The sequence below is a fragment of the Alteribacter salitolerans genome, from assembly GCF_016901055.1.
Lineage (GTDB): Bacteria > Bacillota > Bacilli > Bacillales > Salisediminibacteriaceae > Alteribacter > Alteribacter keqinensis.
The window spans coordinates 270,670-294,512 of the sequence record NZ_JAFEUX010000002.1; the positions used below are offsets into that span (position 1 = coordinate 270,670).

At 47.2% G+C, this 23,843-nt stretch carries 18 protein-coding genes; 13 read left to right on the forward strand and 5 right to left on the reverse strand.

Features of this window, described 5'->3' with window-relative positions:
* Positions 1-253 precede the first annotated feature (253 nt).
* From JSY36_RS04415 to JSY36_RS04425, 3 genes are all read left to right on the forward strand, one after another.
* Positions 254-1,597: a YheC/YheD family protein gene (locus JSY36_RS04415; RefSeq protein WP_205165408.1), complete on the forward strand. Its 1,344-nt coding sequence runs from the start codon at positions 254-256 to the stop codon at positions 1,595-1,597.
* A gap of 130 nt (positions 1,598-1,727) precedes the next feature.
* Complete coding sequence (locus JSY36_RS20810) at positions 1,728-3,104, forward strand: YheC/YheD family protein (RefSeq protein WP_205165409.1); 1,377 nt, start codon at positions 1,728-1,730, stop codon at positions 3,102-3,104.
* A gap of 765 nt (positions 3,105-3,869) precedes the next feature.
* Positions 3,870-4,877, forward strand: a complete 1,008-nt coding sequence (locus JSY36_RS04425; protein ID WP_205165410.1) for a sigma-54 interaction domain-containing protein — start codon at positions 3,870-3,872, stop codon at positions 4,875-4,877.
* Positions 4,878-5,016: 139 nt separating this feature from the next.
* Here JSY36_RS04425 and JSY36_RS04430 read toward each other — a convergent pair whose 3' ends face one another.
* The 3 genes from JSY36_RS04430 to adh all read right to left on the reverse strand — a co-directional run bounded on the left by JSY36_RS04430 (position 5,017) and on the right by adh (position 8,759).
* The gene (locus JSY36_RS04430; protein ID WP_205165411.1) at positions 5,017-6,690 is read right to left on the reverse strand and encodes an acyl-CoA dehydrogenase family protein; all 1,674 of its coding nucleotides are present in this window, start codon (positions 6,688-6,690) and stop codon (positions 5,017-5,019) included.
* A gap of 80 nt (positions 6,691-6,770) precedes the next feature.
* Complete coding sequence (locus JSY36_RS04435; protein ID WP_205165412.1) at positions 6,771-7,124, reverse strand: DUF779 domain-containing protein; 354 nt, start codon at positions 7,122-7,124, stop codon at positions 6,771-6,773.
* Positions 7,125-7,238: 114 nt separating this feature from the next.
* Complete coding sequence (gene adh, locus JSY36_RS04440) at positions 7,239-8,759, reverse strand: aldehyde dehydrogenase (protein WP_205165413.1); 1,521 nt, start codon at positions 8,757-8,759, stop codon at positions 7,239-7,241.
* A 362-nt stretch (positions 8,760-9,121) separates the two neighbouring features.
* Here adh and JSY36_RS04445 point away from each other — a divergent pair, with 362 nt between their 5' ends.
* From JSY36_RS04445 to JSY36_RS04490, 10 genes are all read left to right on the forward strand, one after another.
* On the forward strand, positions 9,122-10,852 hold the full coding sequence (locus JSY36_RS04445; protein ID WP_205165414.1) for an ABC transporter ATP-binding protein: 1,731 nt from the start codon (positions 9,122-9,124) through the stop codon (positions 10,850-10,852).
* Positions 10,845-12,695, forward strand: a complete 1,851-nt coding sequence (locus JSY36_RS04450; RefSeq protein ID WP_205165415.1) for an ABC transporter ATP-binding protein — start codon at positions 10,845-10,847, stop codon at positions 12,693-12,695. The genes JSY36_RS04445 and JSY36_RS04450 overlap by 8 nt, the downstream gene beginning before the upstream one ends.
* A gap of 191 nt (positions 12,696-12,886) precedes the next feature.
* Complete coding sequence (locus JSY36_RS04455) at positions 12,887-13,126, forward strand: BhlA/UviB family holin-like peptide (RefSeq protein ID WP_205165416.1); 240 nt, start codon at positions 12,887-12,889, stop codon at positions 13,124-13,126.
* A 309-nt stretch (positions 13,127-13,435) separates the two neighbouring features.
* The gene (locus tag JSY36_RS04460) at positions 13,436-14,368 is read left to right on the forward strand and encodes a ring-cleaving dioxygenase (protein WP_205165417.1); all 933 of its coding nucleotides are present in this window, start codon (positions 13,436-13,438) and stop codon (positions 14,366-14,368) included.
* An 11-nt stretch (positions 14,369-14,379) separates the two neighbouring features.
* A complete protein-coding gene (locus JSY36_RS04465) occupies positions 14,380-14,994 on the forward strand; it encodes an alpha/beta hydrolase (RefSeq protein ID WP_205165418.1) in 615 nt (204 codons plus the stop codon).
* 4 nt (positions 14,995-14,998) lie between these two features.
* Positions 14,999-15,607: a flavin reductase family protein gene (locus tag JSY36_RS04470; protein WP_205165419.1), complete on the forward strand. Its 609-nt coding sequence runs from the start codon at positions 14,999-15,001 to the stop codon at positions 15,605-15,607.
* Positions 15,608-15,878: 271 nt separating this feature from the next.
* Positions 15,879-17,273: a YjiH family protein gene (locus tag JSY36_RS04475; protein ID WP_205165420.1), complete on the forward strand. Its 1,395-nt coding sequence runs from the start codon at positions 15,879-15,881 to the stop codon at positions 17,271-17,273.
* Between the two features lie 24 nt (positions 17,274-17,297).
* Complete coding sequence (locus JSY36_RS04480) at positions 17,298-18,632, forward strand: aspartate aminotransferase family protein (RefSeq protein ID WP_205165421.1); 1,335 nt, start codon at positions 17,298-17,300, stop codon at positions 18,630-18,632.
* A gap of 165 nt (positions 18,633-18,797) precedes the next feature.
* Complete coding sequence (locus JSY36_RS04485) at positions 18,798-19,586, forward strand: YheC/YheD family protein (RefSeq protein ID WP_205165422.1); 789 nt, start codon at positions 18,798-18,800, stop codon at positions 19,584-19,586.
* A gap of 261 nt (positions 19,587-19,847) precedes the next feature.
* Complete coding sequence (locus JSY36_RS04490; RefSeq protein ID WP_205165423.1) at positions 19,848-20,693, forward strand: SMP-30/gluconolactonase/LRE family protein; 846 nt, start codon at positions 19,848-19,850, stop codon at positions 20,691-20,693.
* Between the two features lie 54 nt (positions 20,694-20,747).
* Here the strand turns inward: JSY36_RS04490 and JSY36_RS04495 are convergent, their stop codons facing one another.
* Positions 20,748-21,401, reverse strand: a complete 654-nt coding sequence (locus JSY36_RS04495) for an SIMPL domain-containing protein (RefSeq protein ID WP_236784562.1) — start codon at positions 21,399-21,401, stop codon at positions 20,748-20,750.
* A 295-nt stretch (positions 21,402-21,696) separates the two neighbouring features.
* Positions 21,697-23,829 carry a DNA helicase RecQ gene (gene recQ / locus JSY36_RS04500; protein WP_205165424.1) on the reverse strand — a complete coding sequence of 711 codons (2,133 nt, stop codon included), beginning with the start codon at positions 23,827-23,829 and terminating at the stop codon, positions 21,697-21,699.
* Positions 23,830-23,843 lie beyond the last annotated feature (14 nt).

Below are 23,843 nucleotides of genomic sequence, written 5' to 3' on the forward strand. Positions count from 1 at the left end.
ACCATCTGATTATCTACCAATTTTCCATCACAGGAAATCAGTATCATTTTATGTAAAAATGAGGTAAAAATGTCAGTCCGAATCACCTGTCAATATGTAACCCCTTTCCACACAGGGTCTGCCCCCAAGGCATAAACGGAGGAAAGAGAACAATGAAATAACCAGCTGAAAAATAGTTATCTGAGTATACCAACCAAGTTGACCCATCATAAGATATCTTGTACAAAACTGCAGGCGTCGGGAAGGTGAAAAAATGAATTGTTTCTGGGTAAAAATAAATGAAACAGCTGGAGAAAACCCAATCATACGTGTTCCAAGTATAATCTTTACTCACCTGGAACATTTATCTCTAATTCAACACGGATTACTAAAAAAGAATGGCACTGTAAAAGCAAAATTAACTGACAACAGTCAGAAAGGCACTCAAGAGAATCCTTTTATCATTGATGTTTCAGCTTCACTGGTGAATGATTTGTATTTATTGAAGGATATCCCATACAGACTTACTACGAGAGGGGATACCATTAAATTCGGCCCCGTAACCGGCATCATGATCAGAAGCCAGGAAGAGTTAAACTTAAGAGAAGAAGTGTATCCCCATCTGGGGGGCATACTGGTCAGTCCTAGTCAATTTGATTGGGAAAAGGGAATAGTGACTGGAGAGGTTTATGACAGCAGTAAAAGTAGGTGGGTATTAAAAACCGTACCGCTCCCCGAGGTCATTTTTAACCGGTCTTTAATGAAAAAAAAGAAAAAAGTCAAATTAATTACTAAATACCAAGCTCTTGGAGGAGTATTTTACAATTCTAACAGGTACAACAAAGCAGAAGTGGAGAATGCTGTGCTGCAAAGGAGTGAACTCCAAAAGTATGTCATCAAAAGCAGGACTGTACTGGATAAGAAAGATGTCTTCTCAGCATTATCAGCACATAAGAAAATTGTACTTAAACCTGTAAGGAGTGTTCAAGGAAACGGTATTATGTTTATTAAGAGAAAAAAGAGGAATGAATATCTCGTTTATTACTATAGAAAAAATAAAAGCGATACAGAAGTGTACTCTGTTATTTCAAGAAAAAAATTAGCAGAACTGCTGGATACCATTAATTTCAAAAGGAAGCCACATTTGGTTCAGCCGTGGATCCGGTTTTTAACCTATAATAAAAGTCCTTTTGACCTCAGGGTTCACATGCATAAAGACGACAGGTCGTGGATGTGCGCGGGAATTGAATGCAGGGTGGCACAAAAAGGGGAGAAGATTACCAATATATCAAAAGGTGGATCGGTTCTATCGCTTTCTGAAGCATTGTCTTCGAGCTCAGGGGTAAGGAGACGTGCTTTAGAAGAAGAGGTTGTTGATGTTTGTTTGAAAATATGTACAACACTTGAAACAAACTACCCTTCTGAATGTTTTGCAGATTTAGGTATTGACATTGCCATTGATAAACGGAAGAAGCTTCATTTTATTGAGGTCAACTTTCATCCGCAATTTAAGGGGTTCCAGAAAATCAGCGAGGAGATTTACAGAAAAATAAATTGTCAGCCCTTAATTCATGCAACAAAGCTGCAGGGGTTTAAGGTGGATAAGAAAGCATCTTAGCAATTGTCTGTCTCAGGCCTTATGAGACAGACTTTCTTTTTTTATCGTTTCTGGATATATGGTTATACAGAAAAGGATCTCATTTCATAAACTGATTATAAGAAGTTATTTCTTATGAGAAGGTGATCGAGTGAAATCTAATTGGGTTAATATACAGACATTTCAGTCGTCTGAGTATGAAATTCACCTGCCGGGCAATCTAATTTCCCAGTACAATGAGGCTGAATTCATTCAACACGGGCTGATTAAACTCCCTCTTGCAGTGAAGGAGGTAGAGGAAGAGACAGATGAATTACAAAACGGGACTGAGCTTAAGCCCTACACAGTTCTGGTTTCTTCAGCATTAATAAAAAAGATGTTTGTTATTGAAGGACTACCTTATCGAATGCTGATGAAGGACCAAACACTGAAACTAGGACCTGTAACCGGTATTCTTGTTCGTAACGACCGGTTTACCCGAAAGCGGAGAAAACCGGATATTTACTCCAGGCTGGGGGGGCTTTTTGCCGTTATCACGCTTGAGTTGTTCAGCCCGGAAGAGGGGTTCACAAAAGGAAAGGTATATCATAACAAGAAGTGGGTTGAGACAATGATACCTTTACCCGAAGTGTTATTCGTGCGATGTGCTATGTCAAAAAAGCGAAGAAAAACGATCCTTAAAGAATACAATGAGCGTGGGGGCCTTGTATTCAATTCCAATGTGTATAATAAGCTCATAGTTGAAACAAAGGTTGGCAAAACAAAGGGATTAGAGAGTAATATTATTCAAAGCGTGGAGCTGAAAAGCAAAAAGGATGTATTGTCAGAGCTTGACCGGCATGGAGACATTATTGTAAAACCTAAGAATGGAAAAAAAGGAAATGGAATCTTCTTTGTTAAAAAAGTGGACGAAACTTATCATGTATATGATTACAGGGGGTTAAAAAGGTGTAATTACTCCGTTTTTTCAAAAAGAGACTTTTTAACCTTCCTAAAAACAATCAATTTGAAGAGTGGAAGGTATCTCGCTCAGGAGTGGGTGAAGTTTATCCGAAAAAACGGGCGTCCATTTGATTTGCGAGTGTATGTACAAAAGAGGGACCAGAACAAGTGGGTGTGCAGTGGGATGATGGCCCGGGTAGCTGGTAAAAAACAGAAAATCACAAACCGGTCAAAAGGAGGGAGCTTTTTCACAGTAGATAAGGTATTCTCCGGATATCCAAAAAGGAAGAAGCAGGAGCTTGTCAAGAAGGTCAGTGATTTTTGTGAACGCTTCTGCTATGCTCTTGATGAAACGTTTCCAAATGATCATTTTGCAGACATTGGAATGGATGTTGGGATCGATAAAAATGAGAAGGTCAGATTTATGGAAGTAAACTTTATCGCTCAGTACCAGACAATCCGGTTTCATGACCCTGAGTTGTTTAACAACTTGTGCTGGCTGCCGTTCATTCATGCGACTGAATATCAAGGTTTCGCGGTGGGAAAACAACAAACAAACCAATCCGACCTCACCAAGACAGGATAATTACACACTATTTGAGGCAGGGGGCAGACCCAATAGCGTTGCACAGCAGTCAGTAAAAATATACTGGTTTAAACGTTTGCCACTTTCGTTTCGGTGAGAATTGGGGCGTAATTGAGACCCGTCCAGGAATGGGATTTTATCGAGGCATCATCAAATGAGATGATTATGGCCTATACTTTTACACATGTCAGTCTCCTTTTGCAGAAGAGCGGGAACGAATTTTGCAACAGGAGCTTTTTTGTGTCTGTAAACAGTAAGCGCTACGGGGTCAGACTCCAACAAACGTGCAATCTTTTGCGATCTTATCAAGAGAGTGTTTAGAAAAAGTGGGACGGAAGGCTTGTTTCATTTCTTTAAAACGGCTTTTCCCCTGAAAAGTACCTCCTTTAATTTTGTAAAAGGAGGTATACACTCCAGCCCCTGCCTGTAAGCCACTCCAATGAGACTTTTTGGCGTAGAAAACGAATGTGACCGGAATGTCCGAAGACTCCTGCGGAAGTGGGGGCCATGGTGAGACCCCGCAGGGCGAAGCCTGAGGAGGCTCGCCGGCACCTCCGCGGAAAGCGAAGGACATTCCGGTCACATATCTAACACTTTTGCTTCGATATGAAGTGTCACTCCTTAACTTGATGGATATGGGGTCAGACCCCTGAACATGGTGTTTTGCTGTCTGACCTCTTGTTTGCTCGTTTTTTGGCGGAGGAAGGATTTTTGGTACTTTTATCGAATACAAACGAAAGCGCTTTCTAATGATGGGGTGATCGTTTGACTAATGAGAGCGATATGACGGTACTTGATGAAACTCCGGTGGATTTGTCGGCGGGAGTGGGGATGTATGTAGGGAAAAGTCCGGTCATGAAAGAAGTACTGGACCTCGCTTTCCGCTGGGCGAAGACGGATTACCAAGTGTTGATTGAAGGGGAGACGGGGACGGGGAAAGAGCTGATGGCACGGTTTCTTCATCACGCAAGCGAGCGGTGGGACCGCCCTTTTGTAGCGGTTAACTGCGGGGCTATGGCAGATTCACTTCTTGAAAGTGAATTGTTCGGCCATGAAAAAGGCTCTTTTACAGGCGCCCACAGGGACCGGAAAGGGTTGTTTGAGCAGGCAGCAGGTGGAACACTTTTCCTTGATGAAATCGGTGAAGCATCAGAAGCTATTCAGGTGAAACTTCTCCGGGTCCTCGAGACAAAGGAATTTTACCGGATCGGGGCGGAAGGGTCCCTGCCAATGACAGCTCGTGTCATCACGGCTACCCACCGGCCCCTTAGAAAAAGAGTGGAGGAAGGGGCGTTTCGGGAAGACTTGATGTTCCGTCTCGATGTGGGGAAAATCACCATGCCTCCTTTATCGAAAAGACTCAGGGATATTCCGGATCTGGTAGTTTCTCTTTTTCAAAAGGAAGGACTTCCGGAAAGAACCCTGACTGATCAAGCTCTTAAGCGGCTCGAAAGTCATCCCTGGCCCGGCAATATCCGGGAACTTAACCATGTGATGATAAAAACGGCGGTTACTCTCCCAGCGCAACAAACAATCATTGACGAGGGTGACCTCGCTCTGCCAGAAAGCCGGCTGGATGAAAGGCTCCTCCTGAACCATGAGTCAGACTGTACCGTTCCAGAGCTGCTGGAAGCAGTCCGATTGTATGAGAAGGAGCTTATTCAGGCACGGATTGAAACGGTGCTGAAAGAAACGAGTGGCGACCGTAAAAGAGCTGCCGAACTTCTCGACCTTACAGAACGAAAGCTTCGGTACTGGCTTAACGAAAAATAGAGATTGACCCCCTTGGGTCAATGTCGAAGCAATGAGCGGAGCCGCTGCCTTCTTTAAAGAGGCCGGAAGGAGTGGGTTTTCTCCTGCCGGCGAGCAGCGTGCAGAGCCATTGCCATTCTACTTAGACACCTTCTGTATTTTACCCCTTCTCCACCGCCGCTTTTGCAGACAGAATCGTTAAACCGTCCTGTAATGACCAGGGTTCCTGACTGTTTCCCCATAACGGATAGAGGAAGTGCTCAACATAGACCTGAGCAGCCTTCTGGCTCCGTTCATTCCCGCTTTTCTCAGCCGCCTTCAAAAGAGTAACCGCTTCGAGTGTTGACACCATTTTCTTTTGCAATGGCTTGATCCGCCGTGTCTTCTCAGCCTCATCCATATCTTCCAAATCACTGATCTCCTCCTGCAGCCAGGAAAGACACTGAAGCAACTCTGTCTTTTCAATACCATCCGAGCAGGCACTCAGCTCTTTTTCCATTCGTTCGGCAAAACGGGTTCCGGCATCAAACTTGGTAAACAGGCGCAGCACTTCAAGACCGAGAATATTCGCCGTCCCCTCCCAGACCGTAAGCACCTGGGCATCACGGAGAAGGCGGGACGTCACAAAGTCCTCAATATAGCCGTTTCCGCCGTGCATTTCAATGGCTTCATGGGAAAAATGAATAGCCTCTTCCGCCGTTTCCGCCTTAATCAATGCGATCATAAGGCGGAGCATACCGTCTTCAGGAACAGATGACCGGTCGTTGTACCACATATCAAATTCCTTGACCAGCTCAAACACCGTGCGGACTTCTGCCTCCAGCTTCACATTCATCTTCACGAGGCTGTCCTGAATCATCGGATAATCCATCAGCTTTCTCCCAAAGGCGTCCCGTTCACTCGCGTAGGAGTAAGACTCTGTATACGCTCTGCGCATTATCCCGACAGACGCCACAGCATTACAGATTCTGGACAGATTCAGTGCTTCCATCATGTAATAGAAGCCCCGCTCTTTTTCCCCGATCATGTATGCTTCAGCGCCTTCGAACTCAACTTCGCCCGAAGGAACGGCACGGACACCGAGCTTGTCCTTCAGGCGTCTCACTTTTATCCCCGACGTGTCACTTGACCCCTTTTTCCATGGGACTAAAAAGAGCGATAATCCTTTAGTGCCGGCCGGAGCACCTTCAGGACGGGCGAGTACCGCCGCCACCCCGCACATGCCCGCATTACTGGCAAAATACTTTAAGCCATACAGGCGGTAGCTTCCTTTTTCTTCATCGTAAATCGCCCGGGTTTCATTAGCGCCAACGTCCGATCCTCCCTGTTGCTCGGTAAGAAATGTTGCTCCTTCATAGAGCTCATCGTCTCCGGTGGAAAGGATGTGGGGAAGATACTTCGCCTTTAATTCAGCATCGCCATACTGCTCCACGAGATAGGCGGTAGCCATAGTGAGGGTAACCGGGCAGTAAAAGCCCGGCTCTGTCTGGGATAACAGGTACCCCTGGGCAAAAGAGTACAGGTAGTTCCCTTTGTGGCTGAGTTCCGGAATGGGTTTATGTATATAGCCGACAATGCCTTTGTTGTAGGTTTCTTTTACCGTTTGCTTGTATCCTTCATTTACCCACACATAGGGCTGTTCATTGCCATAGGCGTCGTAGCGGACCAGTCTGGGCTGCCCTTCCCGGTCAGTATGCCGTGCCCGTTCCTCAATCACCGTGGCGCATTTTTCTCCAAACGCACTGAGCTCCTTATCTGCCCATTCAAAAAAATCGGGTGCCAGTGAGTCTTTCAGGATGCTTTGAATTAACGGGTCATCCTTGTAAAAGTTCATTTCCTATCACCTCACAATTTGATGGAAAAAAGGGTAAGCACCCTTTGCCCGAAATACGGACCCAGGGTGCTTTCATTTAGTTACTTTAACTGCTCCCGTTCTTCTTCGGTAAACACGCGGGAACGGGTTAAAAACCGTTTCCCTTCAGGACCTTCGAGAGAGAACATCCCACCGCGGCCGTTGACCACATCGATGATGAGCTGGGTATGCTTCCAGTATTCATACTGATCTTTGGAAATGAAGAAAGAACTTCCGCCGATTTCACCGAGCTTGACGTCAGATTGTCCTACGCGGAATTCCCCGTCCGGATAACACATGGGAGAACTTCCGTCACAGCAGCCTCCCGACTGGTGAAACATGAGTGGACCAAACTTGTCTTTCAGTTTTTCGATAAGCTCAAGAGCGTCGTCTGTAGCCGTCACGCGTTCGATCATGCGGTAACCTCCTTGGTGGTTATCAAGAGTGGACTTTCTTCTCCACAATTTACCTGCGACCGGGCAGAACTCTGTCGCAATGTTGCGGTTCAACCGTTTTGGTAAGAGGTTGGTTTAAAAGAACCCGAGAGCGTCTTCGCTGTAGCTGACAAGCATGTTCTTTGTCTGCTGGTAGTGGTTGAGCATCATATGGTGGTTTTCACGTCCAATACCGGATTTTTTATATCCCCCAAAGGCAGCGTGAGCCGGATAGGCGTGGTAACAGTTTGTCCATACACGGCCGGCTTCGATGTTACGTCCAAAGCGGTACGCTGTGTTGATGTTTCGCGTCCAGACTCCGGCACCGAGACCATAAAGGGTATCGTTGGCAATTTCCAGTGCTTCTTCAGGCGTTTTGAACGTTGTAACGGATACAACAGGTCCGAAGATTTCTTCCTGGAACACACGCATTTTGTTGTCGCCTTTGAAGATCGTCGGCTGAACATAGTAGCCTTCTTTGTAATCCCCGTCTAATTGGTTGCGCTGACCGCCGACGAGGCACTCGGCACCTTCCTGCTTTCCGATATCAAGGTAGGAAAGAATTTTTTCAAGCTGTTCCTGTGAAGCCTGGGCTCCCATCATCGTATCTGTATCAAGCGGATTGCCGGTTTTGATCTGCTTTACTCGCTCCACCACACGCTCCATGAACTTGTCGTATATGGACTCGTGTACGATGGCACGGGAAGGACATGTACAAACTTCACCTTGGTTTAAGGCAAACATCACGAAACCTTCCACTGCTTTGTTCAGGAATGCATCATCTTCGTCCATGACGTCAGGGAAGAAGATGTTCGGTGATTTTCCGCCAAGCTCAAGTGTGACCGGAATAATGTTTTCAGATGCATACTGCATGATCAGACGGCCAGTTGTTGTTTCACCCGTAAAGGCGATTTTCGAAATACGGTCACTTGAAGCAAGAGGCTTTCCTGCTTCAACACCGAAACCGTTTACAACGTTCAGTACGCCTTTTGGCAACAGGTCATGTACGAGCTCAAGCCATACAAAAATTGAGGCCGGTGTCTGCTCTGCGGGCTTTAATACAACGCAGTTTCCTGCGGCAAGAGCCGGTGCAAGCTTCCATGTTGCCATTAACAGCGGGAAGTTCCAAGGAATAATCTGTCCCACAACGCCAAGGGGCTCATGGAAGTGATACGCGACGGTATCGTTGTCTATCTGGCTGTTCGTACCTTCCTGGGACCGGATCGCAGCCGCAAAATAACGGAAGTGGTCGATCGCAAGAGGCAGGTCGGCATTAAGCGTTTCACGAACCGCTTTCCCGTTATCCCATGTTTCTGCTACTGCGAGCATTTCAAGGTTTTCTTCCATGCGATCAGCTATTTTAAGAAGAATGTTGGAACGCTCAGTTACAGACGTCTGACCCCAGCTTGCTTTTGCCGCATGAGCAGCGTCTAGAGCCAAATCGATATCGTCAGAGGTCGAACGAGCAATTTCACAGAAAACCTGGCCGGTTACAGGTGAAACGTTCTCGAAGTATTCTCCCTTAACCGGAGCTGTCCATTCTCCATTAATATAGTTGTCGTACTTTGACTTAAATTGAACCTTTGAACCATCAGTATTCGGATTGCTGTAAATCATGCAAACCCCTCCCAAAAATCAAATTATGTAACCGCTTACACTATAATGCAATATTGATGCCAACTGTTGAAGTGTGTCTTATGCTGATGTATTGCGGTTTTAAGTTAGAATAATCAGTCGATTCAGATAAAATAAGCCGAAAAAACGGCTATGAATTGACGTTTTTTCGGCTCGACTCTAAAAAATGATAAGTTCTTCTGCAAAGCGGGAATAGAACTAGAAGAAAACGAATCACTTCGTTACCCGAAATAGTAAATTTATGATAAACTTTAGATTAACGAACTTTTTACGGGAAGTAATTTCTGAATTTTCCCATTACGGAATACACATGGTTACTGACTGAGTCAATGGAGGATCGCAACATGAGAACTTTGTTTCCCTTTTTACGCTCTTACCGGCTGCCGATTGCGGTGGCGTTAACCCTCACACTGGTGGAGCTGGCAGTAGAATTATTACATCCTTATTTTATGTCCCGTATTATTGACGACGGCATCATGCAGGGAGACCTTTCCCAGGTGATGTACTGGGGAATCATTATGATTGCTTTTTCCCTTGTGGCCTTTGCAGCAGGGATTACGAACTCGTTTTTTGCTGCCCACACAGCCCAGGGCGCAGGGTACGAACTTCGCAGCAGTCTGTTTCGTAAAATTCAGGCCTTCTCATTTTCGAATTTCAGTAAATACCCTACGTCATCTCTGATTACACGCATGACGAATGACGTGACCCAGCTGCAGAATACGCTGTTTATGAGTCTTCGGATTATGCTTCGTGCACCTCTTCTCGTTATCGGAAGTGTGATTATGGCGTTTATCGTCAACCCTATGCTGGCACTGATTCTGGTGATCGGTGTACCGCTCCTCCTTGCGTTTCTTCTGTCGATCATGAAAAGAGCAGGCCGTCTTTTTAAGGAAGTCCAAAAGCGCGTCGACAATGTGAATGGTGTGGTTCAGGAAAACCTCGCAGGGATCCGCCTAATTAAAGCCTTCACCCGCCGTCACCATGAAAATAAACGGTTCACAAAGGCGAGCGGTGAGCTGAAGGACCGGACCGTATCTGCTCTTCGTACAGTGGAAATCACAATGCCGATCATTCTTCTCATTATGAACCTGAGTATTATGGCTGTTCTCTGGTTCGGAAGTTTCCAGGTGAATACCGGAGGCGCGACAGTCGGGGAAGTTGTAGCAATCGTGAACTATACAACGAGGATGAGTGGAGCGATGACCGTTTTCTCTATGATTATTATGATTTTTTCCCGTGCAAAAGCGTCAGCCCAGCGTGTGGCGGATGTTCTTGATGAAGAGATTGATCTTGTTGACGGAAAAGATGCGAGTGCCGATAAAAAAATCCAGGACGGAAAGATTGCCTTTGACCGGGTGTCCTTTCATTATCCGGGAACAGAAACACCGGTACTGAAAGATCTTTCCTTCCAGGTGAATCCGGGGGAAAAGGTGGCGATTATGGGGGCTACCGGCTCGGGTAAGTCTTCCCTGTTCCAGCTCATTCCCCGTCTTTATGACGTGAATGAAGGAACGATTTATATTGACGGATCGGACATCCGCAACATGACAATGGAGAGACTGAGAAAGCAGATCGGATTTGTGCCGCAGGAAGCGTTGCTGTTTACCGGATCGATCAAAAACAATATCCTGTGGGGGAAGGAAAACGCCTCCATGGAGGAGATTGTGGAAGCGGCAAAAAATGCCCAGATTCATGAGACGGTTAAAAAGCTGCCGAACGGGTATGACACGGAACTCGGGCAAAAAGGGGTCAACCTTTCCGGAGGCCAGAAACAGCGCCTGTCCATTGCAAGGGCGCTGATCCGGAGGCCGAAAATTCTCCTCCTTGACGACAGCACCAGTGCCCTTGATATGAAAACCGAAGCGAGACTCCTAGACGCTCTCGATACTTACGAGTGCACGACTCTTCTGATTACGCAGAAGATGAGCACCACCATGAATGCGGATAAAGTACTGCTGCTGGAAGACGGCAGAGTGACAGCAGAAGGAACCCACGCCGAGCTGCTCGAGCACTCCACCCTGTATCAGCAGATTTACCATTCACAGCTTGGAGAGGAGAGGTCCGGCCATGCTTAACGAGTTGAAAAAGCCTTTCCAGTATAAAAAAATTGACCTCGATAAAATTGAAACAAAAAAAGCCGGGGCTTATTCGTTTCAAAAACCGAAAGCCGATAACTTTTGGGGCACGGTGAAGCGGATCGGCCGCTACCTTGCTGAGAGTAAAGGCCTTCTCACCTACGTGATTTTGATGATCGTGTTAAGTTCAGCCATGGCTCTTCTCGGACCTTTCCTTGTAGGGGTCTCCATTGATAACTACATTGTGGAAAACGATATCGGTGCTCTTGGCTACATGCTAATTGCTCTGGCCGTTGTTTATGTGCTTCATTCCCTGTCGGTTTGGCAGCAGCATATGTGGATGATCCGGATTGCCCAGGATACGGTTTTCAAAATGCGGACCCAGCTGTTCCGGCACCTTCATAAGCTGCCGATTCCGTTTTTTGATAAACGCCAGCACGGTGATTTGATGAGCCGCGTCACCAACGATATGGAAAACGTAAGTAACACACTGAACAGTTCGGTGATCCAGGTTGTTTCAAGTGTCCTTACTCTTGTGGGAACAGTGGCTGTCATGCTCTGGCTCAGTCCGCTTCTTACCCTCATTACAATGCTGATCATACCGGCGATGGTGTTTGGCATGAAGTGGATTACGAAACGCACAAGCAAGCTGTTTAAAGCCCAGCAGCAAAACCTTGGAGAACTGAACGGCTACATTCAGGAAACGATGAGCGGCCAGCGGATCGTAAAGACCTTTTCCCAGGAAGAAAAAGTGATCGCAGACTTTATGGAGAAAAACGAAAAGCTCCGTGGCACAGCGTTCTGGGCCCAGACCTTCTCCGGTTTTATCCCGAAGCTGATGAATATGCTAAATAACCTCAGCTTCGCAGTCATTGCCTTTGTCGGTGGAATTCTGGCGTTAAATGGGATGATTTCCATCGGGGTTATCGTCATTTTCGCAGAGTATGCCCGCCAGTTTACCCGTCCGTTAAACGACCTGGCCAACCAGTTTAACCTGTTGTTATCTGCGGTTGCCGGTGCTGAGCGGGTGTTTAACATTATCGATGAGGAAGAAGAGGCGAGTGATGAAACGGAGGCCCTTGAGCTTGCCGGGGTTGCCGGTGCTGTTCGATTTAATCACGTGTCGTTTTCTTATGAAGGAAACGATGACACGATCAATGACCTTAGTTTTAAAGCAGCCCCTGGTGAGACGGTCGCCTTTGTAGGGCCGACGGGGGCGGGGAAAACAACGCTCATTAATCTTCTGAGCCGGTTTTATGAAGCCACTGATGGGGAAATTACGATCGATGGTCAGGACATTACGACGGTGAAACGGGAGAATCTCCGTCAGCATATGGGCTTTGTACTTCAGGATTCGTTTTTGTTTGAAGGAACGATCCGGGAGAACATCCGGTACGGGCGCCTTGATGCAACAGATGAAGAAGTGGAGAGGGCGGCGAGCCTCGCCAATGCACGCTCGTTTATTGAAAAAATGCCGGATGGCTTTAATACAAAGCTCAGTGTGGACGGCGGTGGCATCAGTCAGGGACAGCGCCAGCTTCTGGCCATAGCCCGGGCGATCCTGGCCGATCCGTCGATCCTGATTCTGGACGAAGCCACCAGCAGTATTGATACGGTGACGGAAATAAAAATTCAGGAAGCTCTTCAACGGCTGATGGAAGGGCGCACGAGTTTTGTGATTGCCCACCGCCTGAATACGATTCAAAATGCTGATCAGATTATCGTTCTCGACCATGGAGAGATCGTAGAGAAAGGATCCCATGATGACCTTTTGGAAGAGGAAGGGTTCTATCACGGTCTCTATCACAGCCAGCTCAAACAGGAAATGCAGACAACATCATAAACAAGGGCGTCTTCTCGGGTGACAACTGAGAAGGCGCTTCTTTTTGAGTAGTTAAATAGCAGGAGGCGTTAATAAAGGTTGAAAAAATATGAATTTTGACGCTGGCATCCTGCCCGAAACAAACCTGTCCACCTGCATATGCTGATAGTACATAGATTATAAATACTAGATTCATAGGAGGGAAGAACGCTATGTGGGATTCATTAATCAGCTACGGCATTCAGACAGGTCTGGGAATATTCGGCTTGCTCTTCGTCATGCTGCTCGGCACGGCTATTTATGGCGTTCGCTGGGTATTCAAGATGAATAATGAGCGGGAACAACGCTATATCTCTGTGATTGAAAAGCAGGCGGACAGCCTGAAAAGCCTTGACGAAGCCCAAAGAGATATTAAGCAGATAAAAGAATATATTTACCGCCAAAGGCCTTAACAGGCTTTTTTTGTTCGAGAGAGTGGAGGATTGGCGAATAGTGTCGTATTCTCTTTATCGGGTCGGAATGTCTGCATAACCGGGCGGAAAGTGTTTAGAAATGGACGGAAGTTCTTCATAAACACTATGAAACTCTGCATAAATGGGTAATAGTTCTCCATAAAAATCATCCTCCCTCCGGAATGGCACTTCTCAATTCGAGCAGACTAAATCATATGATTTGAAATCACTGTGAAAGGGGTATATCATAATACATAGATAGCTACTTACTTTTTGAAAGCATGAACATTCAGACTTAAGGAGGACCTTATGGACAGACCGATTCAAGGTATTCACCACATAACGGCAATTGTAGGGAATCCTCAGGAGAACGTTGATTTTTACGTTGATGTTCTGGGACTTCGTCTTGTTAAAAAGACGGTGAATTTTGACGACCCGGGAACGTATCATCTTTACTTTGGGGACCGTGAAGGATCGCCGGGCACAATTATGACCACGTTTCCGTGGGATAAAGCTGCAAAAGGAAAAATCGGTACCGGTCAGGTAGGTGTGACCACATTTGTGGTTCCTGAAGGAGCGCTCCCGTTCTGGGAAGAGAGACTTACTCGAAAACAGTACAACTACGACAAGACGGAACGCTTCGGGGAAAAGTTCCTCAGTTTTACCGACCCACATGGACTAAAGCTTGAAATTGCAGCCCGGGACCAGGGGCTGGAGAGTGACTGGTCTTATGAGAACATTACTGAAAAGCAGGCTATAAAAGGATTCGGCGGTGCCGTTCTTTATACCGGAGCCCCGGACAGTACCGGGGAGCTTCTTACGAATGTGATGGGGCTGAAAGAGGTCGGGACCGATGGCAATTTCGTACGCTTTGAAGCTGAAGGGAACCTGGGGAACATCATTGACCTGGATACGTCCATTACAGAGCTCGGAAACCTGGGTGTGGGTACCGTTCATCACATCGCCTGGCGTGCGGCTGATGATGAGGATCAGCTCAACTGGCAAAGTCATGTGAAGGAGCACGGATACCGGCCGACAGAAGTAATGGACCGTCAGTATTTTAAGGCTATTTACTTCAGAGATAAAGGTGGTCTGCTTTTTGAGATTGCTACCGACCCGCCCGGCTTTGGGTGGGATGAAAAAGAACCTGAGCTGGGCACAAGCCTGAAGCTGCCTCCGTGGCTTGAACCGGCACGGGAAAAAATCGAAAATATTGTACTACCAATAACTATTCCAAAATAGAGGTGGATAAAATGAAAAGCATTTTCGAAAAGCGAAGCGAGAACAATCCTTATACGCTGCTGCTTCTGCACGGAACAGGAGGAGACGAACGGGATCTGCTGCCGATCGCAGACATGATTGATAAAGAAGCATCTGTTTTAAGTGTCCGGGGAAACGTGCTGGAAAACGGGATGCCGCGTTTTTTCCGCAGATTGCGTGAAGGTGTGTTTGATGAAGAGGATCTCGTGTTTCGTACAAAAGAGCTTCATACATTTTTAGATGAGGCGGCGAAAGAGCATGGATTTGACCGTGACAAGGTGATTGCGGTTGGCTACTCAAACGGGGCGAACATTGCCGGAAGCCTGCTTTACCACTATAAAGACGCGCTTTTCGGTGCAGCACTTCTTCATCCGATGGTGCCAAGAAGAGGCATCGATCTGCCTGATCTGAGCGGGACTTCTGTCTTTATCGGCTCGGGTAAAAATGATCCGATCTGTGCGCCGGAAGAAACAGAGGAGCTTGAAGCTTCTCTTGCAAAAGCGGGTGCCGATGTAGAGGTGTTCTGGGCAAATCAGGGACATCAGCTCACCCGTGAAGAGATCGAAAATGCCGCTTCCTGGTACAAAAAGCTGTTAAAGGGGGAGTAATAGAATGAAAGCCATTGACCCGGCAAGTCTCTCAAAAAAAGAAAACTATGCTTTTTTAACCCAGACAATTGTGCCCAGGCCGATTGCGTTTGTGACGACCCTTTCTGAGGACGGGGTTTTGAATGCGGCTCCGTTCAGCTATTTTAATGTCGTGTCCGCAGACCCGCCTCTGGTGATGATTTCAATCGGCAGGCGGGGTGGAGACAAGAAGGATACGTCCCGTAACATTGTGGAGAAAGGCTCGTTTGTTGTTCACGTCACGGACGAGGCGAACGTGGAGGAAATGAATGCGACTGCGGCGAATCTTCCTCCCGATGAAAGTGAGGTTGAAAAAGTAGGCCTCACACCGGTCGAAAGTACAGCTATTGACGTGCCCGGGTTAAAAGAAGCGAGGGTTCGGTTTGAATGTAAACTTGAAAAACATCTGACGTTCACCGGTAATGAAGGGGAGACGGATGTGATTTTCGGACGGATCGTTCATTATCATGTAGCAGATGAGGTGTTTGACGAGGCGGGGAAAGTGGAGGCTGATAAACTTAAACCGATTGCCCGTCTTGGCGGTAAAGAGTATGCACCGCTGGGAGAGATTTTTACGATTGACAGGCCGAAATAAGTAAGAAGCTGCTGAAGGGGTGATGCCCTTTCGGCAGCTTTTTTTGTGCAGCCGGATAAGTGAAAAATGAAGCGGCAAAAGTGAAAGATAAATCACTCAAAGTGAAAAATAAACAAACGAAAGTGAAAAATAGAGCTTAGAAAAAACTGCCTTCTGTAAATTCAAAAATAGTATTGTATGTATATACAGTAGTATGATAGTATTACAAACTATCGGATCCATTAATTTTTATACTTTATCATTTATATAAATACAACCGGAGGGAACTGTAATGAAAGCGGAGCGCGCACACTATCAGGAAAATTATGCAGAAACGAAATCAAAAGGATATACACTGAGGCAGTACTTAACGTTTATTATTCCTTCTTTAATAGGAATCCTGCTCTTCCTCGTTCCGATGTCTATTAACGGCACGGTAACGATTGGACTAGGTGTTATGGCGGACGGTATGCAAAACGCGCTCGGAAGTTCTCTTCCTGTTATACTGGCAGGTGTACTTGCTGTTTCGGGAGTTGTGAGTTTGCTGGCTTCTGTTGCACCAGCTTCGATGATGGACAAGTATCCCGGAGTTTCAACTGTTTTCCGGGTTCCTCCGTTTTGGCTCACGCTCAGGCTCGTTGGCGGGGCGTTTGCGGTCATGACGCTCATGGAGTGGGGGCCGGCACTCATCGGCCATGAGTTTACCGGCGGGGTCGTATTATATGATCTTTTACCTGTACTGGCGGTTTGGTTTTTGTTTGCAAGTTTATTCATGCCTCTGTTGCTTGAATACGGATTGATGGATTTTATCGGAACCCTTGTGAGAAAGGTGATGCAGCCTTTATTCAAGTTGCCGGGCCGCTCGTCGGTGGATGCTATGGCGTCCTGGATGGGAAGCGGGACGGTCGGCGTGCTGCTTACAACAAAGCAGTATGAAGACGGGTATTATTCCAAGAGGGAAGCAGCGGTAGTAGCGACGAACTTTTCTATTGCATCCATCGCCTTTAGTCTGGTGATTGCAAATGTGATCGGAATTGAACACCGTTTTGTTGAATTTTACTTTACTGTTATTGTGGCAGGGCTTGCGGCTGCGGTGATCTGCCCGCGTATTCCCCCGCTGTCCTGGAAAAAAGATACGTACTACGAACCGGTGGGTCAGAAAATTAATGAAGAAACCCCGAGTGATGTGTCCACCTTTAAGTGGGCGGTGACACAGGGTGTTGAGAAGGCCCAGAGCGTGAAAAGTGTCCAGTCTGTAGCTGTAAAAGGAGTGCGCAACGTTATGGACATCTGGGTCGGACTGCTGCCTCTTGTGATGGCGCTTGGAACGGTAGCGTTGATCGTGGCGGAGTTTACGCCGGTATTTAACATTTTGTCAGCGCCCCTTGTGCCGGTTCTGGAACTGTTGCGCCTGCCGGAAGCGGAGGCTGCGGCACCGGCGATGATCGTCGGATTTGCGGACATGTTCCTGCCGGCAGTGATCGGAAGCGGAATTGAATCCGAGCTGACGCGCTTTGTGATCGGGGTACTTTCTCTGACCCAGCTGATTTATATGTCTGAAATCGGGATCTTGCTGATCCGTTCGAAAATACCACTCACCATTACAGAGCTTGCTGTGATCTTTATCCAGCGAACACTCATTACGCTGCCGATTGCGGCGCTTATGGCACATCTGTTTTTCTTTTAAACTGCTGACAAGGAGCGATGGATCATGACTTATACATGGAAAGACAAATACGACAACATGGGTGACCGCCTTGCTCCGAGCATGGCGAAGGACCATCCGAATCTGCCGGTGGTCAAAGAAGAAGACTGCTATTACTACGGTGCGGATGGGAAGACGTATCTGGATTTTACATCAGGGATTGCCACGACCAATGTAGGGCACCGTCATCCGAAGGTCGTTGAAGCGATCCGTAAAGGGGCGGATTCTCTTGCTCACGGTCCGTCCGGTGTGATTATGTATGAATCCATATTGACACTGGCTGATCGTCTGGCGGAGGTCCTTCCAGGTGATCTTGACTGCTTCTTTTTTGCCAACAGCGGAACGGAAGCGATCGAAGGGGCGTTGAAGCTTGCCCGTCACGTAACGGCGAAGCCTTATGTGATTTCCTTTACAGGGTGCTTTCACGGCAGGAGTCAGGGAGCCATGAGTGTGAGTACGTCCAAGGCCAAATACCGGAAATTTCAGCCTCATACGAGCACCTTTCAAGTTCCGTTTGCCGATAGAAGTGCGGTACCTGAAGGGGTGGATGAAGAGCAGTACTTAATGGATAAACTGGAAGCGGACTTTGAAGCGTTGTTTAACCATCAGGTGATGCCTGAAGAGGTGGCGGCAGTTATTTTGGAGCCGGTTCTTGGAGAAGGCGGCTACGTGATTCCACCGGCATCCTGGCTTCAGAAAGTGCGGGAGCTTTGTGATCACTACGGGTTTCTCCTCATTTTTGATGAAGTGCAGACAGGCTTTGGGAGAACGGGAGAAATGTTCGCTGCCCAGACGTTCGGAGTAACGCCGGATATTATGGCGATTGCGAAAGGGATTGCCAACGGGATTCCATTGAGTGCCACGGTTGCGTCGAAAGAACTGATGGCCAAGTGGCCGATGGGAAGTCACGGTACGACCTTTGGAGGCAATCCGATTGCCTGTGAAGCAGCACTTGCGGTTCAGGATGTGATCGCGGAAGAGAATCTGCTTGAAAATGCAAAAAACCTTGGAGCGTATGCGAAATCAGAACTTGAAAATTTAAAAAAGAAGCATTCGGTTATTGGTGAGATCCGCGCTGTCGGGCTTATGATCGGGATTGAAATTGTAGATCCTGATACCGGCGAAGGGGACGGAGAGGCTCTTTTCAACATTCTTGATAAAGCGCTGGAGAATGGGGTGCTCTTCTATTTTTGCGGAAACGAAAGTGAAGTGATTCGTATGATCCCCCCTCTTACTGTTACAAAAGAGCAGGTTAATGATGGACTGAAAATGCTTGATGACGCCATCTCAGCTTTTGTAAAGGAAAAAGAAAGCCAGTACGGGATCTCTGCTGTATATTGAGAGATTGTCAAAGGGAAAGAAGCTGCCGGGTAATAAGACCCGGCAGCTTCTTTTTGCTATGAGCTAAAAAAAGAATGTCTTTGATCTCCTTCAAATACCCTGCCCCCTTTTTATAAACGAGCATAGCTTATCTATATAATGTGTCTTTTTCTGGAGGTAACAAAGATGAGCATGAAACCGATTAAAATAAAGCGAAGAAATAAGTATAAAATGTACCTGGCTATGAAAAAATCTGAAGAGCTGGCCCCGTATCTTCCGCATACACGAAGATGGGTAGGGAAAAAAAGGTTATATCAAATGCTTGATGAGCATGGGGATATAGTAATAAAACCGAACAGAGGGCTTAAGGGGAAAAACATTTATTTTGTCTCAAAGCAAGATGGCAGTTATGTAGTACAAATCTTTGATGAACAGTTTTTATTTATTAAAAAACATAAATTATACAGATTTTTACGAGAGCGGATTGGGAAGGTATCATATATTATTCAAAAAAGAATCCACACGGCAGTGGTCAATGGCAACCCCTTTGATATGCGGGTCATTATCCAGCGCAATTCAATCAATGACCCATGGAAGGTGACAGCTTATAAATTGCGAGTGGCCGGTGATGGGAAGCTGATTACAAACGCAAATACAGGGGGAAGTGTCGTGAGCTTTAAAGAAGCGATGAGCAACTGTAACATACCTCTTAATAAACAGAAAGGTCTGCTTGAGAAAATTAAACAAGTCTCTTTGCTGTCCGCAGAGGTTCTTGGTCCATCTTATAACTATCAGCTGATTTTTGGTACAGATGTGGGAGTGATGAGAGATGGCAGCATCCACGTCTTTGAGATTAACCGAGGTCCTGCAAAGAGAGGCTTTACCCCTGATCATATGAAAACAATAAAAGAGTATATAAGAGCGGGCAGAAAAGCCAAAAAGAAATTTAAATCAAATACAAGAACCTCTAATTAACATAATAAGGTGCATCTCTGCCTTCCATAAAAGAAAAGAAGGTATGCTCTTTGGGAGGAGGCTCCGTTTCAAACGCTCGCTTTTAGCGGGAATCTCCTCGGGAAAAATATAAATGATTATAACGAATCTCTGTAGTATATAGTTGCGTATATTAAAGCTGAAACTGAGTTGTGATTATAGGCAGCTGAGGAGAGATGTTTCTTCCTCCTTACTTGGTGGTAGACTTTACTATTACAGAAAGTGAGTAGGAGTGAGGCGGACATGAAGGCTGAGAAGTTGATCGGCTGTGAAAATAAACTTGGAGAAGGTCCTCTTTGGATCGAAAGTCAAGAAAAGCTTTACTGGGTTGATATTGAAGGAAGAGCTATTTATGAAATGGATGGGGCTGATAACACAGTCCGGCAATACCTGATGGATAAACGGCCGTGTGCGTTGGCAGAAAAAAATGATAACGAGTTGTATGTGGTTTTGGAGGACGGCCTTTATATATGGGAAAAAGTGCAGAACAAGATTGAAGTCGTTGACCGTGTGGATGTGGGGGACGACAACCGGTTTAATGATGGAAAAAAAGATCCCTGGGGACGCCTCTGGGCAGGAACGATGAATGAGAAGGGAGAGCTGGAAAAAGGCGCTCTCTACGTGTGGCTCGAGGATGGAACGAGGAGGACCGTGATGGAGAACGTGTCCATTTCCAACGGACTTGCCTGGAACAAACGGGCTCAGACAATGTATTACATTGATACACCCACAAGAACGGTTTATCAGTTCCATTATGATGCCAAAACAGGTGCACTGGCCAACGAAGAGGTCGTTTACACGTTTCAGGAAGAGGACGGTTATCCGGACGGCATGACGATTGACGGGGACGGAAACCTGTGGATTGCCCTTTTTGGCGGGTACGGTGTCGCTGTTGTGGATCCGGGGAAACGGGAGTGGATTGATAAGGTTGAGGTGCCGGCTAAAAATGTGACGTGCTGTGTGTTCGGCGGCCCTGACGGTGATGAATTGTTTATCACCACCGCGACTGAAGGTTTACAGGAACCTGATATGGTGGAGTACCCTGATTCAGGGAGCCTGTTTCATATTAAAGTACACCGCTCTTTATAGAAAAGGGCGGTGTTTTTTTTTGATGGAAAGCGCCGGTTCTCATCCGGACGCTCGTTAATACCTATATTCAACCTCAACCAGCGCGAGGATGGTCAAGGTCCCTGCCTGAATCGGTGTACCTTCTGATGTGGCGTAGAGTGCTGTCTGGAACGGGACTGGTGTGGTGGAAGGTGAGATCTCGACAACTGAAACAGGTGGTGTGCTTAAGGCAACACCGAGCTCGGCGGCTATTGTTTCGGCTTTTTCCCTCGCGTTTTGCAGGGCCAGTTCAAGGGCCTGATTATAAAGAACCTCAGGGTTGGATAACGAGAATGAAATGGAAGAGATCGTGTTGGCGCCGGCTTCTACAGCTTCGTCGATTACAGAACCGGTGAGGGTAATGTCATCAAGTGTTACTTGCAGCAGATGGGTGACGCGGTAGCTGCGGAACTCCTGTTTTCCGTCTACAAAGTCGTACTGGGTATCGATGCGGTACTCCACGGTTTGAATGCTTTCTTCCGGTACACCCAATGTGGTGATCGCCGATGTGACCTGCGAAATGATTTGGGCATTTTCCTGCTGTGCTTCGCTTACTTCTGTGGACTCTGTGACGGCGCCCACAGTGATGTTGGCTCTGTCCGGTGCTGCGGAAACGGAGCCCTCGCCTTTTACTTTCAGCTTACTGGTGTTGTTGCGTGCCTGGTGCTGGGGGTATCGGTAAGGGTACATGTGTAACCTCCTGTTTTTTCATGCGATTTGCTATTACCCATCGTATGAGTGAAAACCAGGAGGTATGCAAAAGCCCGGGCCACTGATGACGAGGCCACTGAAAAAGTACAAAACAACTTTTTCAGTACCTTTTATTTGAATGGCAATGGCTCCACCCGGTTGCGCGCCTGTTACGAGAAACCCACTCGTATCAGGCTTTTAAAAAGTGCAAGCGTTACGCTCATTGCTTAGAAGGCACTGGAAAAGGTTAAAGATCGAACTTTTTCAGTGCCTTCGCTGATGACCGGGGACAGACTCAGGCATGAACGAACCCTTGAAGGACTGCTTTGATCTGGAAATAATCAATATCTTCCGGGAGAGCTTCTTTAACGGGCTTAAGACCTTCAGAAGGGTCTACTTCTCCAATGACACTGAGGATCGTCTGCTTTTCTTCTTGAGAGACGAGGCGGGTGAAATCCACTTCGAGCCCTTCTTCTGCGCAGCGGATGAGGTGCTCGCCGGCTGTCACAGCTTTAAATCCGCGCTCGGATGCGATTTCCTCTAATGTCCTTCCGCTTTTGAACATGTCGAGTGTAATCAGGTGGCTCGGAGTCTTGTCTTTTTTTGCGATGCCGCTGTTCCGTGCTGGTGTGCTTGTTTTTGCCGGAGTTTCTTCCGGGTTCGCTTCGAGATAGCCCCGGATTCTGGCGAGAAAGGCTTCACCGTACTTGTCGAACTTTTGAGCACCTAAGCCTTTGACTTCAAGCATCGCTTCTTCATCAAGAGGGAGCTTATCGCACATTTCCTTTAACGTCTTGTCAGAGAAGACCATGTAGGGAGCTACACTGTTTTCTTTAGCCAAAGCTGTCCGGAGTTCCCGCAGCTCGGCAAAGAGCGGGTGAGCTTCTGTAATAACAGTCGGGCGCTTCTCCACTTTTTTCGCGACGGGGAGTTCGCCTTTTAAAACAGGCAGTGTTTTTTCAGTGAGCATGAGCACCGGGTAGGCGCCGTCGGTCATGCGCAGGTAGTCTTTTGCAACGAGGTAGTCGATAAACTGGGCGACTTCTTTGATCGTATACTGCTTCATAAGACCGTGGGTCGAGAGGCGCTCAAATCCCATGTCCTTAAGCTTCTGGTTGTGGGAACCGGTAAGCACCTGGGCGACCATCGTTTTTCCGAAGCGTTCGTTCATCCGTTTGATGCAGGAAAAGACCATCTGGGCGTCCCGGGTGACATCTTCTGTTTCCCGGTCGTCTGTGCAGTTGCTGCACTGTCCGCACGGTACGGCGTCTTTATCCCCGAAGTAGTCGAGGATGTACGTCTGGAGGCAGCCTTCAGTGTGGCAGTAGTTAACCATCTGGTGGAGCTTCCGGTATTCATTTTGCTTCCGGTCATCGCTTGAGTCAGACTGGTCGATCAGAAACTGCTGCACCCGGATGTCCTGGGGAGAGTAGAGGAGAAGGCACTCACTTGGCTCTCCGTCCCGTCCTGCACGTCCTGCTTCCTGATAGTAGCTTTCAATGTTTCTTGGAATCTGGTAGTGAATGACGAAGCGGACGTTGGATTTGTTAATTCCCATTCCAAAGGCGTTCGTGGCAACCATCACCTGAATGCGGTCGTACACGAAGTCTTCCTGGCTTTTTGCCCTGGCGTTTTGGCTCATGCCGCCGTGATATTTGCCGGCGTCAATGCCTTTTGCGGTTAAAAATTCCTGGATGCTTTCTACTTCTTTCCTCGTCGATGCATAGATGATCCCCGGTTCGCCTTCGTTTTTCTTAATGTAATCAGCACAGTACCGATCTCTTACTTCCCCTTTTAATACGTGAAAGCTTAAGTTTTCACGGGAAAAGCCTGTCTGTACGACGTTGCTCTGTTCGATGCCGAACGCCTGGCATACGTCGTCACGGACAGCGGGTGTAGCGGTGGCTGTCAGGGCGAGTATGGCAGGCCGGTTCGGGAACTGGCTTAACACCTGGGGAATCCGCATGTAGCTCGGGCGGAAATCATGACCCCACTGTGATACACAGTGAGCTTCATCGACTGCAATCAGGCTCACGTTGAGTCCTTTGAGCATGTTAACAAACGAAGGGACTTCAAACCGCTCAGGTGCGACGTAGAGAAGCTTGGTGTGACCGGCGCGGATGTCGGCGATGCGTTCTTCTGTCTCCTCATACGTTAGTGAGCTGTTAATATAGGACGAGCTGATCTGGACTTCGTGTAGCTCGTCGACCTGGTCTTTCATTAACGATATGAGGGGGGAGATGACGAGGGTCAGGCCGGGCAGGAGAAGGGATGGGACCTGGTAGCAGATGGATTTCCCGCCTCCCGTGGGCATGATCCCCATAGTGGGTGTGCCGCTGAAAACCTGTTCAATGATTTGCTTCTGTCCGGGACGGAATGACGTGTAGCCAAAATATTCGTGTAACGTTTGTTCAGCCTGGGTAATCACCGGTCCACTCCTTT